At 58.6% G+C, this 17,918-nt stretch carries 15 protein-coding genes; 7 read left to right on the plus strand and 8 right to left on the minus strand.

Going from position 1 to position 17,918, the window contains the following annotated elements; genetic code table 11:
- Positions 1-14: 14 nt before the first annotated feature.
- Genes EDB94_RS09710 through ptsP form a run of 3 tightly spaced genes read right to left on the minus strand, consistent with a single transcriptional unit; the run spans position 15 to position 5,571 of the window.
- Entirely contained in the window at positions 15-1,778 is a 1,764-nt protein-coding gene (locus tag EDB94_RS09710) for a PTS fructose-like transporter subunit IIB (RefSeq protein ID WP_108018230.1), read from the minus strand.
- Positions 1,775-2,740 carry a 1-phosphofructokinase gene (gene pfkB, locus EDB94_RS09715; protein WP_108018231.1) on the minus strand — a complete coding sequence of 322 codons (966 nt, stop codon included), beginning with the start codon at positions 2,738-2,740 and terminating at the stop codon, positions 1,775-1,777. Before pfkB ends, EDB94_RS09710 begins: the two co-directional genes overlap by 4 nt.
- On the minus strand, positions 2,740-5,571 hold the full coding sequence (gene ptsP, locus EDB94_RS09720) for a phosphoenolpyruvate--protein phosphotransferase (RefSeq protein WP_108018559.1): 2,832 nt from the start codon (positions 5,569-5,571) through the stop codon (positions 2,740-2,742). The genes pfkB and ptsP overlap by 1 nt, the downstream gene beginning before the upstream one ends.
- Positions 5,572-5,703: 132 nt before the next feature.
- Between ptsP and cra the strand changes: the two genes are divergently transcribed.
- Positions 5,704-6,738 (plus strand): catabolite repressor/activator, encoded by a 1,035-nt coding sequence (gene cra / locus EDB94_RS09725; protein ID WP_108018232.1) that lies wholly within the window; start codon positions 5,704-5,706, stop codon positions 6,736-6,738.
- Here the strand turns inward: cra and EDB94_RS09730 are convergent.
- The 3 genes from EDB94_RS09730 to EDB94_RS09740 are packed head-to-tail and all read right to left on the minus strand — an operon-like array spanning position 6,659 to position 11,616.
- Positions 6,659-8,956: an ATP-dependent DNA helicase gene (locus tag EDB94_RS09730; protein WP_260312549.1), complete on the minus strand. Its 2,298-nt coding sequence runs from the start codon at positions 8,954-8,956 to the stop codon at positions 6,659-6,661. The genes cra and EDB94_RS09730 overlap by 80 nt on opposite strands.
- On the minus strand, positions 8,953-10,662 hold the full coding sequence (locus EDB94_RS09735) for a VRR-NUC domain-containing protein (RefSeq protein WP_108018233.1): 1,710 nt from the start codon (positions 10,660-10,662) through the stop codon (positions 8,953-8,955). The genes EDB94_RS09730 and EDB94_RS09735 overlap by 4 nt, the downstream gene beginning before the upstream one ends.
- 27 nt (positions 10,663-10,689) lie before the next feature.
- Complete coding sequence (locus EDB94_RS09740) at positions 10,690-11,616, minus strand: polysaccharide deacetylase family protein (protein ID WP_260312550.1); 927 nt, start codon at positions 11,614-11,616, stop codon at positions 10,690-10,692.
- A 267-nt stretch (positions 11,617-11,883) separates the two neighbouring features.
- On the opposite strand from EDB94_RS09740, the gene EDB94_RS09750 reads away from it, so the two are divergent.
- The 5 genes from EDB94_RS09750 (at position 11,884) to folM (ending at position 16,589) form a co-directional block, all read left to right on the plus strand.
- Positions 11,884-12,870 carry a TRAP transporter substrate-binding protein gene (locus EDB94_RS09750; protein WP_108018236.1) on the plus strand — a complete coding sequence of 329 codons (987 nt, stop codon included), beginning with the start codon at positions 11,884-11,886 and terminating at the stop codon, positions 12,868-12,870.
- A 58-nt stretch (positions 12,871-12,928) separates the two neighbouring features.
- Complete coding sequence (locus EDB94_RS09755) at positions 12,929-13,420, plus strand: TRAP transporter small permease (RefSeq protein WP_108018237.1); 492 nt, start codon at positions 12,929-12,931, stop codon at positions 13,418-13,420.
- Position 13,421: 1 nt separating this feature from the next.
- Positions 13,422-14,702, plus strand: coding sequence for a TRAP transporter large permease (locus EDB94_RS09760; protein WP_108018238.1), 1,281 nt, complete (start codon positions 13,422-13,424; stop codon positions 14,700-14,702).
- A 241-nt stretch (positions 14,703-14,943) separates the two neighbouring features.
- Positions 14,944-15,870: a LysR family transcriptional regulator gene (locus EDB94_RS09765; protein ID WP_108018239.1), complete on the plus strand. Its 927-nt coding sequence runs from the start codon at positions 14,944-14,946 to the stop codon at positions 15,868-15,870.
- Positions 15,871-15,881: 11 nt separating this feature from the next.
- Positions 15,882-16,589 carry a dihydromonapterin reductase gene (gene folM / locus EDB94_RS09770; protein WP_108018240.1) on the plus strand — a complete coding sequence of 236 codons (708 nt, stop codon included), beginning with the start codon at positions 15,882-15,884 and terminating at the stop codon, positions 16,587-16,589.
- Between the two features lie 5 nt (positions 16,590-16,594).
- Here the strand turns inward: folM and EDB94_RS09775 are convergent, their stop codons facing one another.
- Positions 16,595-17,035 carry a DUF4864 domain-containing protein gene (locus tag EDB94_RS09775; RefSeq protein ID WP_062783665.1) on the minus strand — a complete coding sequence of 147 codons (441 nt, stop codon included), beginning with the start codon at positions 17,033-17,035 and terminating at the stop codon, positions 16,595-16,597.
- Positions 17,036-17,118: 83 nt separating this feature from the next.
- Positions 17,119-17,550, minus strand: a complete 432-nt coding sequence (locus tag EDB94_RS09780) for a hypothetical protein (RefSeq protein WP_014578849.1) — start codon at positions 17,548-17,550, stop codon at positions 17,119-17,121.
- Between the two features lie 77 nt (positions 17,551-17,627).
- On the opposite strand from EDB94_RS09780, the gene EDB94_RS09785 reads away from it, so the two are divergent.
- Positions 17,628-17,918, plus strand: a complete 291-nt coding sequence (locus tag EDB94_RS09785) for a DUF6482 family protein (protein ID WP_108018241.1) — start codon at positions 17,628-17,630, stop codon at positions 17,916-17,918.

Below are 17,918 nucleotides of genomic sequence, written 5' to 3' on the forward strand. Positions count from 1 at the left end.
GCGGTCTCTATTTTTCAGCTAACCGCTGCCGTCACTTCCGCCTTACCGGTTTTCAGCAACGCGTAACCGAAACCAATCACCAGTGATCCCACCGCAATCGCAATCAGGTAGGGCAATACCGCACTAACCGCGTTCGGAATGGCAAGCACAAACAGCCCGCCATGGGGTGCCATCAGCTTGACAGTGAACAGCATCGACAAAGCACCGGTAATTGCGCCACCGATCATACACACCGGGATAACCCGCAACGGATCCTTTGCCATAAACGGTATTGCACCTTCCGAGATGAAGCACAATCCCAGGACAAATGACGCCCGTCCGGCCTGGCGTTCCGCCTCTGCAAACTTACGCCGGGCGATGAAAGACGCCACACCCATGCCGATGGCCGGTACCATTCCTGCCGCCATGATGGCAGCCATGGGTGCCGAGCCGCCGCTGCCCTCAGACAGCAGTCCCACGCCGAAGGTATAGGCCGCCTTGTTGACAGGCCCTCCCAGGTCAAAGCACATCATGGCACCCAGAATGCCACCAAGCAGGATCGCATTGGTCGTTCCCATGCCCTCGAGGAATCCGGTCAGGGCGCCCATGATGGCAGCCATGGGCTCTCCAATCACATAGATCATCCCCAGCCCGGTAACCAGACTGGCCAGCAACGGAATGATGAGGATCGGCTTCAGCGATTCGATGCTCTCGGGCATTGGCAGTTTCTGGCTGATAAAGCGCGCTACATAACCAGCGAGAAAACCCGCCACAATACCGCCGAGGAATCCGGCTCCCAGTTCGCCCGCCAGAAACCCACCGATCATTCCCGGCGCGAGGCCGGGACGGTCGGCAATCGACCAGGCAATGTATCCGGCCAGCAACGGAATCATCAGTTTGAAGGCTGTGCCACCACCAATCTGCATCAGGGCGGCAGCCAACGTGCCTTCCTCCTGAAACGCTTCAATCCCGAACACGAAGGACAGAGCGATCAGCAAACCGCCAGCCACCACCATGGGCAGCATAAAAGAGACACCGGTCAGCAGGTGCTTGTAAGGCCCCTTTTTCTCTCCACTTCCGGAAGCGCCAGACGTTTTCTTCTGGCCAGCGTTCAGAACCACGGCCTGTTCCAGGGCATCACGGATGGTATCGGCTGGTTTTTTCAGGGCGGCACCGGTCGAGGTCCGCCAGACCCGCTTGCCAGAGAAGCGGCCCGGATCTACCTCAATATCACAGGCCAGGATCACCACATCGGCAGCCGCAATTTCCTCCTCCGTCAGCGGATCCTGGGCGCCGACCGACCCCTGGGTTTCTACACGGATCTTGTGGCCAGCGGATTGCGCCGCGGCGGTCAGGGCCTCTGCCGCCATAAAGGTATGGGCGACGCCAGTGGGGCATGCAGTAACGGCAACGATCCGCTTACCGGCAGAGGTACTGCCGACAGCGGTACTGGTTGCTATAGATTCCTGACTGGCCATTGCCGGGTCCCAGGGTGTGGCCTCCGCCTGCGCCCGGGTAAGGATGGCGTCTGGGTCTGGCAGGGCAGCGGTGACCGGAATCTGCAGCAAGCGTTTGCCGGCATAGACATCCAGATTTACCGGAACACCGACCGCGGCAATAACAAGATCGGCCTGTTGGATTGCCGCCTCGCTGGGCTTGTTCTCGGCTTTACCATCCGGGCCTCGAGTATCGGTGGTAACAGACCAGCCGCGCCGGTTCGCCGCCCGCTCAAGGGCCCGGGCGGCCAGGAAACGAGTCGCCACGCCCTGGGGGCAGGCGGTCACAATGATCAGATTCATAACCGTATCTCTCCGGTGTTGTTTTGCCCGGGCCATGGCTGCACCCGGGTTTGTTGGAGAAGGGAGGGAAAGTCCGGGGCCTCGGGGTCTCCGACACCAATGTGTTGCACACATTCGGCAGACAAAGCCGTGGCGAACGCCAACACTGTGTCTTCAGACTGTCCACCAAGCACGCCATGGAGCATGCCTGCGAGCAAGGTATCGCCGGCGCACACGGTGCTGACCAGCGAGACCGGGGGTACCCGGGACCTCAGGATGCCGGCCGGTGACGACCAGAACACGCCGTCTGCACCCATGGATACCACCACGTGGGACACGCCACCGGCACGGATGCCGTCAACCGTAGCTGCCACTGAGGCCAAATCCTTCAGGGGTGTGCCGGCCCAGTCAGACAGCTCGTCCGTGTTGGGTTTGATGGCGTAGGGACCAGCTTTGATGCCGGCCTTCAGGCCCGCGCCACTGGTATCCAGCCATACCGGTTTGTCTGCTTGGGAAGCTTGCTCGACAAGGTTTGCCAATCCAGAAGGCGGAAAGCCATCTGGCAAACTGCCTCCGATGACCACCGCGTCGCATTCCGGCAGCAGGGATTTAAGGCGGAGTCGAAGGCGCTGAACTGCGTCTTCCGGGACCCGGAAACCGGGGCCATTCAGATCGGTTACCCGGCCGCCAGCCTCAGCAATCTTGATGTTGATTCGGTTCTGGCCGGGAACGCGTACAAAACTGTCCTGCAGGCCCTCTGCCTCAAACAGACGTTCAAAGGGCGCGGCATTGGCGTCGCCCAACAGGCCTGCAACGGTGACCGAATGGCCCAGACGCGCAAGCACCCGAGCCACATTGATGCCTTTTCCGGCCGGCTCCATCAGGGTATGACCTGTTCGATTTACCTCTCCGAGAGTGAGGGGCGCCGTCTCAACACTCAGATCCAGAGCAGGATTCAGGGTGATTGTCAGGATACGGGCCATCACCAGGCCTCCAGGGCATCACGTACCTCGGACGCCGTTGCCAGAGACAGCGCCTTTTCAGCCTGTTGTCGGGCGTTTTCAAGGTTCAGACCGCGAATACAGGCCTTAACCAGGGGCACCCGACGACTGGTCACAGACAGTTCGTCGACATCCAGCCCGACCAGAACCGGAATCGCCTGGGGATCTGAGGCCAGCTCCCCGCACACCCCGACCCAACGGTTGTGGGCATGGGCAGCTTCCACGGTCATCCGGATCAGTCGCAATACCGAGGGGTGCAGTCCATCCGATTCCGCGGAGAGCTGCCCGTGGCCGCGATCGATAGCCAGTGTGTACTGGGTCAGGTCATTGGTACCTATCGAGAAGAAATCCACTTCCGGCGCCAGGGTCGAAGCAAGCAAGGCACAGGAGGGCACTTCAATCATTACGCCGACCTGAACATTACTGGCCGAAACCTCGCTCTGGACTTTTGTAACAATGGCCCTGGCTGCCCGGAACTCCTCGAGATCCTTCACCATGGGGAACATGATGCGAAGGGGGCGATCACCTGCCGCAGTCAGCAGGGCCCTGACCTGGGTTTCCAGGATGTCCGGGCGGGTCAGTGACAAGCGGATGCCACGCATGCCCAGAAACGGGTTGTCTTCCTGGGGTAACGGCCAGTAATCCAGGGGCTTGTCGCCACCCACATCCAGGGTCCGGGCTACCAGGGGCAAACCTTTCAGGGCATCGAACGCGTGCTGGTATTCAGTGACTTGAGTGGCCAGGTCCGGCGCTTCCGGATGGGCCATGAAAATGAACTCGGTTCGAAGCAGGCCAACACCGTCGGCGCCCCGTTCAACAGCATCCGGGGTGTGGGCGGTGTTGCCGAGATTGGCGCAGACTTCGATGGTATGGCCATCTACGGTGGTAGCAGGCTGATTGCGGTTCTCATGAGCTTCGGCCTGCAACGCGTCCAGTTGTTGCAAACGGCGACGGATCTTCTCGCAGCGTTCGGCCCCGGGGTTCGGCACCAGGCAACCCCGTTCGCCATCCACCACCAGATCGGAGCCATTCAGGATTGTCAGTATGCGCTCACCGGCACCCACGACCGCAGGCAGCCCCAGGGCGCGGGCCAAAATCGCACTGTGGGACGTCGCTCCCCCGCGGGCTGTGACCAGGCCACGCACCCTGGTGGTATCCAGCCGAGCCACATCCGATGGCCCGAGATCGTCAGCCACCAGGATATAGGGAGTGTCTGGCGGCGTTGGCATGGCCACGCCACAGAGGTTGGACAGGACCCGGCGCCCGACATCCCGCAGATCCGCGGGACGTTCGGCCAGCAAACGGTCCGCCAGCGCTTCCTGGGCCCTGGCCGCGGTATCTATGGCTTTCCACCAGCCTGCCTCGGCGGACGCCCCTTCGTTGATCGCTTCCAACGTAGCCTGGTAGAGATCTTCGTCCTGAAGCATTTCCACGTGAACCGAGAGAATAGGCGCGGCTTCGCCGCCTTCCGCCTGACGGATCAGGTTTCGAAGCTGACCGTCAGCACTATCGACGGCCTGATTGAAACGCTGGATCTGTTGTTCGCTATCTTCTGCTAATTGCGGATATTCAAGGGTCGGCTGTCGCATGACGAAAGCCGGTGCCAGCGCCAGTCCGGGAGATGCGGCAACCGCTTTAACCGGCTGATCATCCGTCAGTGCGGGGGCCTGTTCGGCTTCAGGTACCTTGGTTTGCGGATCCGCAGACCGCAATGGAGAGACTTTCTCACCCAAGCCGCCTTCAATGGCGCTGGTCAGAGACTGAATGGCCTGGCTTGCTTCATCCCCAGTCGCCGAGAGCAGCAACGTCTGGCCCCTGCGGGCGCCCAGGCCGATCACCCGAGTCAGGCTGGTAGCGGATACTGCGGCACCTTCGCCTTCCAACAGGCGCAACCGAATACTGGCATTGTGGCGACGCGCCTCCTGGACGAGTTGCTTGGCAGGCCGTGCGTGAAGGCCGTGCGTATTCAAAAGTGTGACTTTCGCAGTCACTGCATCAGCGGCCTCGCCGGAAAGCCTTGCCAACAGGGCCTCAGCACTCAGGCCCTGAATAGCTTCATCACCAGCCAGGAAAGTATCGATGCGTTCCAGCAGGTCATGGCATTCATCACCGGGTCCGGCCAGACAAAACACCCCACGCAGTTCCGGAGTTGCACGCTTTGGTGTTGCCAATGAAAGGGTCGGGCGCCTGGCGCCAACAGTGTGATGGGTCAGCCAGAAGCCCTGACCAAGGTCCACCGGCGGTTGGCCGACGATGCTGGCCAGAAAATCCGTGTCGACGCACCGCAAACTCTGCAGACGTGCAGCTGCAATCAAAGCCAGTTCGTTCGGTGTGGAGGCATCTATTCCGAGACAGAGCGTCTCGCTGTCGCATTTGGCAACGGCCGGAGCTTTGGAAAGCAAGGCAACCAGTTCGGTGGCATCCGTAGCATGTCCCAGCTTCTCAGCCAGTCCTGGCTTGTCCAGTACCCGGGTCAAATGTCGGAGAATATCCAGGTGCTCGTCGGACTGTGCAGCGATGGCCACCAATACATGCACCCGCGCACCGTCGTGCCAGGTGACCCCCTCGGGGAATTGAAGAATGCGAACACCGGTTTCAAGAACGGCATCCCGGCTTTCCGGTGTACCGTGGGGAATGGCGATACCGTTGCCCAATACCGTGGAAGACTGTTGTTCACGGGCGCTCATTCCAGCCAGGTATTCCGGGGAAGTCCGGCCAGCGAGCTCAAGGTCTCGAGCAGCCTGTTGCAATGCGTCCTGCCAGTCAGAGGCAGTGGCACCCAATCGAACGTCATTGGCGGTTAGCGTCAGCATAAGGCTGCCTCGCTTTTTGTTTTGATGATGCGTATCAGTTTTTGTTTGCTGAATCGTGTCAGCATGCTTAAAATCGATGGTGAAACAGATATGATCAGAAATCAAGCAATCTTTTAATCGGAGCTGTCGTCCATGACCCTTGCAGAACTTGCCCGGCTTGCCGGCGTTTCAAGAACCACGGCCAGCTATGTCATTAATGGTCAAGGGGCTGCACGGCGCATCAAACAGGACACCATCGAAAAAGTGCTTACGGTGGCTCACAAGCACAACTTTCAAGTAGATACCCAGGCGGCAGCGCTGCGGGGTGGCGCCAGCCGAACCCTCGGATTCATTCTGCCGGATCTGGAGAACACCAGTTATGCCCGCCTGGCCAAATTGCTTGAGCAGGGCGCGAGGGCGAGAGGCTATCAGCTCCTGATTGCCGGCTCTGATGACGACCCCGAGACCGAAAAATCCCTGGCCCGAGCACTGAAAGCAAGGCGCTGCGACGCCCTGATAGTCGCCAGCGCCCTGTCCCTGGACGACCCCTTTTATCCCCAACTGCAGAAAGAAGGTCTACCGGTGATTGCTGTTGATCGCGCCCAGTCTCCGGATCAGATTCGATGTGTGGTCAGCGACAACCGCTCAGCAGCCGAGATCCTGACCCGGTCTGTGCTGGAAGGAGAAACCGCCAGTATCGCCTGGCTGGATGCCGTGCCGGAGATCGCCATGACCCGGGAGCGCCGGGAAGGTTTTATGGCGGCCGCAAATGAGGCCGGCATTGCCCCGCTGGTAGAAAGTGGCCCTCATTACGATCGCGCCTCTGGCGCCGCAATGATGCGTCGGATCCTGACTGACCATGGTTTGCCGGATGCCCTGGTTACAGCCTCTTTCACGCTGCTTCAAGGGGTTCTGGATGTTCTGCTCGATCAGCCGGGCCCGCTTCCGAAGACTCTGAAAATAGCGACCTTCGGCGATGACCGGCTGCTGGACTTTCTTCCACTGGCGGTCAACTCTCTGCCCCAGGATCATGAGGCCATCGCCAATGCCACACTTGAACAGGCACTGTCGGCTATTGCCCAGGAAGGCCCTGTCGACACCATAGTGATTAACCGGTCTCTGAAGACTCGGGCCGCGGATCGGCAGAGTCGCCCTCTGCAAACCACCAGCGCGGAAAAAACCTGCTGATTGCCGGCTGCAGAAACCGGTCATCAATAAGCCAGATCACCCCCCGGTCTTCCGGGGTGCGAATCACCCGCCCCGCCGCCTGGGCCACTTTCTGCAGCCCCGGAATGAGATAGGTGTAGTCATAGCCGGCGCCGAAGCGTTTTTCGAGGCGAACCTTCAGGATTTCATGCCAGGCATCGAACGGCGGCAAGCCCAGGGTGGCCACAAAGGCACCGATCAACTGATCACCGGGCAGATCAATGCCTTCACTGAACACCCCACCCAACACCGCAAACGCCACACTGCCCTCCGGATTCCGGAAACCGGCCAGAAAATCTGCTCGCTGCTGAGGCGACATGCCCGGTTGCTGAGCTCGCTGGGGTATATCCGGCGCCTGCTCCGCCAACGCGTCGCTGGCCTGCTTCGCGTATTTGAAGCTGCTGAAAAACGCCAGGTAATGCCCGGGCCGATCCCGGAACTGGCGAGCGATCAGGTCGGCAATCGGTTTGAGTGATGCCTCCCGGTGAACCTGGCGGGTGCTGATACCGGGCGTGAACTGCACCTGCAGCTGGTCGGCGCTGAACGGGCTGGGCAAGGAGGTAAAACGGGAATCCTCGGGCAATCCCAGCAAATCCCGATAGTAAACACCGGGGCTCAGGGTGGCGGAAAACAGCAGAACCGAATGCGCCGCTTCAAACCGCTCCCGCAGGAAATCCGCCGGAATGAGGTTCTGGAGGGTCAGGCTGGCCCGCCCCCGACCGGCGCGCTGGAATTCACACAGGGAATGATCACCAAAGGAGTCCGCCAGCTTCATGAAGGCGACGCTTTCAAACAACAGCTCCTGCAGGGCCAGATCCGGGGGATTATCGGCCAGGTAATCGGTCAGATTCGAAACCATCGCCTGCAGGGCACCCAGCAATTGCGTCGGCAGCGTCTCCAGAAACTCCGGGCTCTGTGTATCAGCCTGGCAATCCCGGATCAGGCTCTGCCAGGCGCGGGCGGTGCGATCGATGGCGGATTTCAGCGGCTTAGGTGCGGCTTTTTTTATCCTCAGCAAACGCTGCTGATCCAGCCGAACCGAATACATACCCCGGCCACGATCCACCAGGTTATGGGCCTCATCCACCAGTACGCTGGCCTTCCAGCTGTTCTGGCGAATCAAACCGTGGAGCAGGGCGGATTGATCGAACAGCCGGTTCACATCCCCGATCACCACATCGCTCCACCGGGCCATTTCCTGGGCCAGAAAGTAGGGGCAGATATCATGACCGGCGGCGATCTTCGCCAGGGCGTGCTGGTCCAGCGTGCCTTCGCTCTGGGCGGCTTCCGCCCGGGCGTCGGGCAGCCGGTCGAAAAACCCTTTCGCCAGTGGGCAGGAATCGCCATGACAGGCTTTATCCGGGTGTTCGCAGGCGTCGTCTTTCGAGACCAGTTCCAGGGTTCGCAGTGGCCAATGCTGGGCAGTTTGAGCCGAACGCAGGCGGGCAACCGCATCCATGGCCAACTGACGGGCGGTATTGCGACAGGTGAGGTAGAACAGGCGGTCCTGGCCGGCTGCTGGCATCGCCATCAACGCCGGAAACAACGTGCCGAGGGTCTTGCCCAGCCCGGTCGGGGCTTCCAGCAACAGCGTGCCCGACTTTACCGTGTTTTTGTACACCGTCTCCGCCAGCTGGCGCTGCCGGGGGCGAAACGCGGGGAAGGGAAACGCCAGGCCTGCTAGCAGGGCATTGCGCTGTTCGCGATGATGCTCCTCCTGTTCGGCCCAGGCCTTGTAATGACTACACAGGGTTTCCAGTTCCTGCCAGAGCTCTTCGGCACTGGCGGTCTCCACCACTGGCGTTTCCTTGTCTCTACCAGTGTCGTAATAGATCAGTGCCAGTTCCAGGGTTTTCCGGTTTTCCTGCCGGCACAACAGCGCGCCGTAGGCTCTGAGCTGAGCGCGATGGAGTGCCCGCTGATGTTCACGGATTCGGGACAGGTCACCCCGATGGGTTTTGATCTCTTCCAGCCGGCCTCGGTGGGGGTTATAGATATCGGCGCGGCCGGAAAGCAATAACCCCATGCATTCACCGGTCAGTAAATGCTCGCTTTTATAGCCGTAGCCGCGCCGGGACTGGATTGCCTGATGGCCAGCAATGCCCTCCTCGGCACTGGGTGCCGGGGTATAGCGGAAGTCCAGATCGCCCTTACGCGCGGCAAACTCGCACAGAGTCCGGACGGCAACTGTCACCGTCATTCCATCGCCCCGCTCTTCTGCCATCGCACGTAACAGACACTGGCGGGGATGCCTTCAACCGCGAAGAATTCGAGCCAACGGATCTGGTGGTCCTGCAAGCGATCACCCGGCCCCTTCACTTCGATCATTTCATAACGCTTGTCAGGCTCAGCCGCATTGGGGAGAAACCGGATCAGATCAGGAAAGCCGCTGCGATGCTCCCGGATATTCAACAGCAAGCGACGGAACAGGCGTTCCAGATCCGCCGGTGGCAGACAGTCCAGCGCCAGGCCGAGCAGTTCCTCATCGAGGACCGGCCAGATCACGAACGGATTGGTGGTGCCCTGTTTGGCCCGGTAATTCGCCAGTATCCGCTCCCGATAGCTGCCATCCGCCAGCCGCGCAAAGCACTGCTCGAACGATGCCTTCCGACGGCTGACGAAATCTTCCCGGGTAAGGTCCGCTGGGCCCACATGGAAGGGATGAAAAAAGGCCCCCGGCACCGGCTCGAAAATGGTTTGCCAGCAGAGCAGGCCAAACAGGCCGTTGATCAGGGTATTCTCCACATAAAGCACGGGCGCCTCGTCCCGATACAGGTGGTCCCGAACGGCGTATTCGACCGACCCGACCTCTGGCTTCGGCAGGGTCAGGGTGATCTCCCGGATAAGCGGCTGCTCTGGGGGCGGTGGCGGTATCTCGCCAAGCCGGCTTGCAAGCCGCTTGAGAATCCGCGCCAGGCCCTGGGCTTCAGCATCGCTCAGTTCCCGGTTCTGCCACTCGGAGGCAATGGCCCAGGCTTCCCGGTGACGCTTCATACGCTCCAGCAACCGGAGCTGTTTCAGCCGCGCTTCCCGATGGCCGCTGCTGGCGAAAGCCTCTAATGACAGTTCCCGCTCCCCCTGGCGCTCCGCCTGCCGGCCCAATTCCAGCAACAGCCGGTCACGGCGGCTGGTCAGCCAGGCGTTATTCGAGGGCGACGGAACCGCCTGCCAAACCTCGAGGGCGGGTACGCCCTGGTCCAGCCATTCCCGACACTGGTGCATGGCAAGATACAGGTCGACCTCGGAACGCTGCTGGAAGGCCCGGGAATCCGGTGTGAAAGTGACCGGCTCATACTGCTGATGGCCCAGTTCCACCAGCACAAAATCGGACCAGCTCTGGCGAAGATTGCCAAAAAACATCAGACGCACCCGGTCAAACAGCGCCATGGTTTTGAGCCTGATAACCGGCCTGGCGTGCTGGCCAAGCCAGTCGGCAACGATCAGAGGGTCGGGAAATCGCAGAAGCAGAGCGTCGCGCATCCGGCCTTTGGGCAGGTTGGCGGGCTCTCCGGCCGCCTTTAAAAGCGGCTCCATGGCCGGACGCAGTTCTCCAAGAGTGAACAATCTGAAAAGTTCATCCAGGCTGAGCAGGGGATCGGTGTCCAACCAGCCTGCCTCCGTGATTTCGTCGAGGGCACGGGCCTCTGGTACGCCGAGCTCCGGATACTTGAGCTTGTCCGACCGGAAGAGATCGCCCGTGCGCATCACCATTCGGGTCAGCAAGGCCCGGGCCGGCATTGAAAGGGTATGGAAACTGGCCAGTCGATCCAGCTCTTCTGCTGTCAGCAAGTCACCGTGATGGCTCTGGACCCAGCCAAGGACGGTTTCCATGTTCTCGAGGTAGTACAGCGGATTGTTCAGATCTGCGGTACCCGGTTGTCGGCTTATCGGGTTCCGTACTGCCATAGTAATGTGGGCGTGATGCCTCCGGTATCAATCGTCGAAAAATGGTCTCACATAATCAAAGATCTGTCCTCTGGTGGTTAGCCACAGTTCCTTTTGCCCGGCACACCGTTTGACAATCTCCTCAAAGGCCCAGGCGCCGGCAGGCCTGCCGTAGCAATGGCCGTGCACAATCACGTCGAGAATCAGCGTTTCGCGATTGCTCGCCAACAGCTTGTCCAGCGTCGCGGTGAACATCTCGACAAACTGCTCGGGCGTTCTGCCAAATCGCATGGCGTGTGGCAGATCGTTGAAATCAATAGTTACCGGGATCGCCATGATGGAACTTTCGGAAAACCGCTGAAGGTAGGGTCGATCATCATCCAGTGCGTCACCGTGCCATTTGTAGCCATGCAGGGATAGACGGCGCTGGACATCCAGATCGGAGGTGATTCGGGGACTGATCCAGCCGCCAGGCTTCTCACCGGTGGCTTGCGCAATCAGCGCTGTCGATTTTTTTATGTTGTCCTCGATCTGCTGTTCGTTCAGATACGGGAAAAGCATATTCTGGCCATAGCTGTGGCCGATGATTTCATGCCCATAATCAAAGCGTTTTTTGAGCTCGGCCGAACAGTGTTCGGCAACCAGTCCAGAGGTAAACACACTGGTGGCCACGCCGTAACGCTCTGCAATATCGAACAGCCTTTTCGCACCGACGTTGGCGTTATACCGACCATAACTGTCAGCGTTGGGATCTACCCTGTCTCCTGCAAGAACATTGCCCATGGGATTTACACTGGAACAGGAATCCGGTGTCCACATCTCAAACGCGATATTAAAATTAATCGCCAATCGTTTGTTTTCGGGCCATAAAAAGTCTTTTCCCAGGCGCTCTATTTCACATGACAATTCCTGGCTCATCGCTTTTTCCTTTTTTAATAAATAACCAACCGCATTAAATAAATAATCAGACAACAATTAAATAATATGATTTATTACTTTTTGCAAATTCAATTATATTCAGCTTCTTATGAATGAAATTCAGCAGAAATCCTTTTTTAGTTTCATTCACAAATAGCTGAATAATATTAAATTTGCGCTTTTGTTTTGGCTGCCCTAAATTAATTTTACCGATCGAAATCGGAGCAAATATACACAAATAAATTTGGCACAACCTGCCTGACTGGAAAACAAATGCCATCAAGAAGAAACCTTTTCCAGTTTGATTTACATCGGAGAAAAACAATGAACCTCATGAATCGTAAATTGATCGCCGCCGCCATCCTGGCCAGCGCCGCCACGTTGAGCCAAGCCCAGACAACCATCAAGCTCGGCTGGACCACGGCCGACAGTAAAGTCGACCCCTACGCCATTGCTGCCCACTACTTTGCAGAAGAACTCGAGGCTGCCGCTCCCGGCGAATTCAACGTCCAGTTCTATCCCAACCACCAACTCGGCAATGACACCGCGATGCTGCAGGCCATGCAGTTTGGAACCATGGACGCAGGTGTGATTACAGGTACACAGGTAGGCACCCTGGACGCGGCCTTCCAACTCAACGATCTACCCTTCCTGTATGCCAACAACCAGCAGGCCCATAAAGTGCTCGATGGCGAAGTAGGCAAGACACTTCTTGAAAAGCTTGATGCCAAAGGCATCGTGGGGCTTGGTTTTCCGGAGGCCGGCTTCCGGCACACCATTAACAACGAACGCCCGATTCGCACACCCGAGGATTTCAACGGTGTGAAGCTACGGGTTCAGCCCAGCGACCTCTTCATTGCCAGCTTCCGGGCCATAGGCGCCAATCCGGTGCCCATGGCCTGGAGCGACGTATTCACCGCGGTGCAGCAGGGCACAGTCGACGGACTGGAGATTCCGCTTCCTGTTATCTATGCCAACAAATACCCGGAGGTCACGGACTACCTGTCGCTGACCAGCCACACCTACAACGCCCTGGCCCTGCTGATGTCCAAGCAGACCTTCAACAAACTTTCTCCGGAAACCCAGGAACTTGTCAGGGAAGCCGCCAAAAAAGCCATTGATCGTCAGCGGGAAACCGTTGCATCCAACAACGGCAACGTCCTGGACCAGATCAAGGCCGCAGGTATGACCGTCAATGAAGTCGACGATGTTGAAGCCTTCCGGAGCAAGGTCGCCAATGTCTATGACGAGTACCGCAGCAAGATTGGCTCGGATATTGTCGACATGGCCCTGGAGCAGGTGGCCGAATAACGCCACCTGTCCAGGAACACCCCGAGGCAATCAGGACTTTTGACCGGGAACCGTTTCGATGTATCAGTATCTGGATAAATTTGGCAACGCCCTGGCCTTGGGGTCCCAGGCTGTCGGAGTGGCAACCGCTCTGGCCATGATCGGCAGCCTGTTATTGGGTGTCTTCTACCGGTATGTACTCGGGGATGCGCTGGTGTGGAGCGATGAAGTTGCAGCGCTGGCCTTTACCTGGACGGTCTTCCTGTTTGCCAGTGCACTGGTGCGCACCGGGGGCCATGTTCGGGTCACCCTGCTGGTCGACTCGCTGCCGGCGCTGCTCGGTGAGTTGGTGGAAAGAAGCATCATGATATTGATCATCAGCCTCGGGCTTGTGATGCTCTGGACCGGCTGGAACTTCGCGGAGTTCACTGCCGGCCAGGTATCTCCCGCCATCCGCTATCCGGTCTGGCTCAGGAATGCAGCGGTACCCGTTGGGGGCGCACTGATCAGTATTCATGCCCTGATCCTTCTTGTCCGGCCACGGCCGATCCACAAATCCTCGGAGCATTAACATGGGTGAGATTGGCCTGGTCATGATCATTGGCCTGATTGTTCTTTTGGCCCTCGGCGTGCCCATTGCGTTCACAATCGGCCTGCTGGCGGCTGTAGGCATCTGGATGGCCGATGTGAACCCGATGATTCTGCCCCAGCAATTCATTGCCGGAAGCAGTGTCACGAGCCTGCTCGCGATTCCCGGTTTCATCCTCGCCGGGGAAGTCATGAGCGCCGGCGGCCTGTCCAGGCGGCTGGTTCGTGTTGCCGAAACCTTCTTCGGACACCTCACCGGCGGCCTCTCGATGTCGACGGTTGCCGCCGGAACCTTCTTTGGCGCGATCTCCGGTTCCGCACCCGCCACCACGGCAGCGGTCGGCTCGATCATGATTGATGAGCTGGAAGACCGCGGCTACCAGCGTGGATATGCAGCAGCACTTGCAACTGCGGTGGGACCGTTGGGACAGATGATTCCGCCCTCCATCCCGATGGTCATCTGGGGGGTCCTCGCGGAGGAGTCGATAGCCAAGCTGTTCCTGGCAGGCATCATTCCCGGCCTGATTGCCGCCGCCGGCTTCTGCATCGTAAGCGTTCTTTATGCCCGGTATCACGGTGTGGCAAAGGAAAAACGGGCCACCGGTAAAGAATTCCTGTTCGCTATGAAGGATGGCATCTGGGCTCTGCTCGCTCCGGTTGTCATCCTGGGCGGCATCTATAGCGGCATGTTCACGCCCACCGAGGCCGCAATGGTGGGTGTTCTGTACAGCACCATCGTTGGCCTGTTCCTGTACCGCGATCTGGACTGGAAAAAAATGCCCTCGATCCTGATGAGCTCAATGAGAACGACCGCCGTTATCATGTTTATCGTGGCGGTGGCTTACGGGTTTGCCTGGGTGATGGCCAGTGAACAGATTCCGGCCCAGCTCACCCAGGCGCTGCTTGCGCTCACGGACAACCCGATCATCCTGTTGCTGATCGTCAACCTCATGTTGCTTCTGCTTGGCGCCGTGATGGATAACATTTCAGCGATGGTGATACTCAGTGGCGTGTTGATCGGCCTGGGTCAGCAGATCGGCCTGGATCCGATCCAGTTGGGCGCCATGGTGGTCATCAACTTTGCCGTCGGCATGGTAACGCCCCCCGTTGGCTATTCCATTTTCGTGGCCTCAAGCATCAGCGGATTGCGCGTGGAGACTGTCGCGCGCCATATCTGGCCCTTCATGCTGGTGCTGCTTGCTGTGGTGGGCCTGGTCGCCTATGTTCCGGCCATCACCCTCTGGCTGCCCGCAACCTTCGGCTGAGCCGGGCCATCGCGGCCGCTTCCGGCACCTCTGCGCGTATACGCTGTTCCCAGTCCGGTGCCTGGTTACAAGGGCATCGGCTTCCTCCTATTGGTATCCCCCCGAATCTGGCGCAAACAGGAAGGGTCTGCGAGACTTGTCGGCAGCCTTTGGCAATCAATGGCCGCCCCGAGGCACTCGGGCGGCGCCAGGTGGACGCTGCAATAACAACAATGAAGGTAAGCTGCGAGAGTCGGGAAATATGGTGAATTTGCGCGATTTTGATCTGAACTTGCTGGTAATTTTCACCAACATCATGGAACAACGCTCTATCTCAAAAGTCGCCAATGAGCTGGGGCTATCACCCTCGGCGGTGAGCCATGCGCTCGCGCGACTGCGTCTGATGCTCAACGATCAGTTGTTCTACCGTACCGCCAAGGGGCTGGAACCCACCGACAGGGCCAGAGAGCTCATCGTTCAGGTGGAGGACGGCCTGTCATACCTGTCCAGCGCCATCAGTGCCCAACAGCAATTCGTGCCGGCAGAGTCAAAGCGCGTGTTCAGTATGCAGGTCGCCAATTATGTTTCCGGTTTTTTCCTGCCAAGTTTTTCCCAGCGGATTCGCGAGGAAGCGCCGAATATCACCATCGATATACTGCCCTTCTCAATTTCCACCGAGAGCTCCGAGTGGGACCGGGTCGACGCACAGATTCGTTTGACCCCCGGGCGTCTGAAGCCCAAGGCGGTCCGCAGTAAACGCCTCATGGCTGATGACGTTGTAGTACTGATGCGGCCCGACCATCCCAGCGCCTCGGAACCCATGACACCAGAGCTGTACGCCCGGCTGCCCCATGTAAAACTGTCCCAGGCGTCCACCGGTACAACAGTGATTGATGATGCGCTCGCCGGGCGCGGCTTTGAAAGGCATTCGGCGCTGATCGTGTCCAGCTGGGACGCTATTCCCGATATTCTGATGAAGACGGACCTGATTGCCATAGCGCCGCGTCGCCTGCTGGCGCTGGATCCCCGTCTAAAACACTTCAAATCCGCGCCTCTGCCATTGGAAGAGGTCGTGTTCTCCTTTGACCTCTGCTGGGATCAGAATTCAGAAAAAGAATCCGGCCATAAATGGCTCTGCGAAACGATTATTGACGTATTCAATGCGGAGATTAAGCAGATTGAACCCTGATTGGAGACGTCATGACCGCACCCATCCTGATTACCGGCGCCGGCCAACGCATTGGTCTGGCCTTTGCCAGAGCCTGTCTTGACCGCGGCCAGCCCATCATCGTCACCTACCGAACCTATCGACCGGCCATCGACGCGCTGCAGAAGGCGGGAGCAGTGTGTCTCCATGCGGATTTTGCCACGAATGCGGGCATTGATGACTTCATCCAGGCCCTGAAATCCCGGACGGACACGCTACGTGCCATTATCCACAATGCGTCGGACTGGATACCAGAGAGCGAAGACTCCGACCCGGCAGACGTGATGAACGCCATGATGCAGATTCACGTGATGACACCTTACCGGATAAACCTCGCGTGCCGGTCGATGCTGGAGCAGGAGGGTTCGACAACCGACATTATCCACATGACCGACTACGTGGTGGAGAAGGGCAGCGCGAAGCACATCGCCTATGCCGCCAGCAAGGCAGCCCTGACTAACCTGACCCTGTCGTTCGCCCGTCTACTGGCGCCCAGGGTCAAGGTGAACGCCGTGGCGCCGTCCCTGATCATGTTCAACCAGGGCGATAGCCAGGCGTATCGGGAGAAAACCCTGAAGAAGTCGCTTATGGGAATAGAACCTGGGGCAGAGGTCGCTGTCGCCACGCTGCAGTTTCTGCTGGACAACCCCTATATCACGGGCCGCACCCTGCCCCTGGATGGTGGGCGCCATCTGGTTTGATCCCGTTAAATGCCCAGCTCGGCCGGCTGGAGTCTCACGCCGGCCACCTTCCAGGCCCCTTCCGTGAGCACCATCCGGTAATAGGCGTCCCATCGCTTGCCCTCCGGCCCCTGCAACCGCACCACCTGGATTTCAAAGGCGCCGTGGGGCACGCGCTGGGTAAACTCGATGGCCGTGGCGTTGTGCACCGCCGGGTAGGCTTCACGAACCATATCGACAAACACCTGTGACGACCCGAATCGACGCTTGATGCCCTCGGAGGCGTGGGCCCAGGCCTGCTCCTCGTCGTTGTTCGCAAACGCTTCGATTTGGCGCAGGATGGTGTCGCGGATTTCTGCGTCTTTGTCACTGGCCACAGATTGTGGGGACCCGAGAACCGCGAGGCCAATGAAAGCCAGAAGCACGGGAATCAGCCACTTTCCGAAAACGATGTGTTGGTGACCCATGATGGCACCTCTCTATTGTTCATCTTTTAAACAATACGGTCGGATCAGGGCTCCGGATTCGCGTTCCGCCAGCCAGCTTACTCTCACCGACGACCCTTCTCCGGCCAGATGATTTTCATCAGGGCACGACGCTTTGGATCCGGAAAGGCAATGGCGTTGTCAGACCTCGCGATTGACAGGACCTCGCCGAGCATACGAAACAGTTCGATGTTGTCGTGAACACAACGGGGAATGGCCTCATCTCTCAGAAAATGCAGGTAGCGCTCCAGATTCTCTTCATCAGGCCGCCAGTGATCGTCAAAGGCGTTCCGGAACAAGGCCCGGGTGGCAATGGCTCGCCATTCGTCGCGATACCCGGTATCGAGCCTTTCCGGATACACGTACAGGTCTTTGATTTCCTGATCAATTTTTACTTCAACATGGTCCGGGGGAAACAGCATCCGCATGGCCAGCAGGTCGTAGCTGTCATTCAACTGCTCGTCCACGGCGGCTTTGACCAAATCAATCCTGCTCATAATTGCTCGTTTTATGACCTGTAACGGAAAGCGTTTCGTACTGTTCCTTACGACAATAAACCTGCGGGAGACTTCCCATGCACATGGACACCGGCGAACTGAAAAAACACAAGTACGACACGATTTCTCTGTTGGAGATTGTCTCGATGGAAGGGCGCTATTATATGGCGCGGTTCTATCTGGATGGTCAGGGCTACGTTCTGACGGACCCCTACGACAAGCCAGTGATGTTCACCGGAGCCTGCGCGGTGCGAGAACATTTCCACGAATACGAGGTCGAGCGCACCGAGGTGATTCCGCCGACTGGAACCGATGAAATGATTGGTATGCCTGACAGCGGCTCCGAAACCATGCGGGTCCCTCTCTAG

This window comes from Marinobacter sp. 3-2 (genome assembly GCF_003751355.1).
Lineage (GTDB): Bacteria > Pseudomonadota > Gammaproteobacteria > Pseudomonadales > Oleiphilaceae > Marinobacter > Marinobacter adhaerens.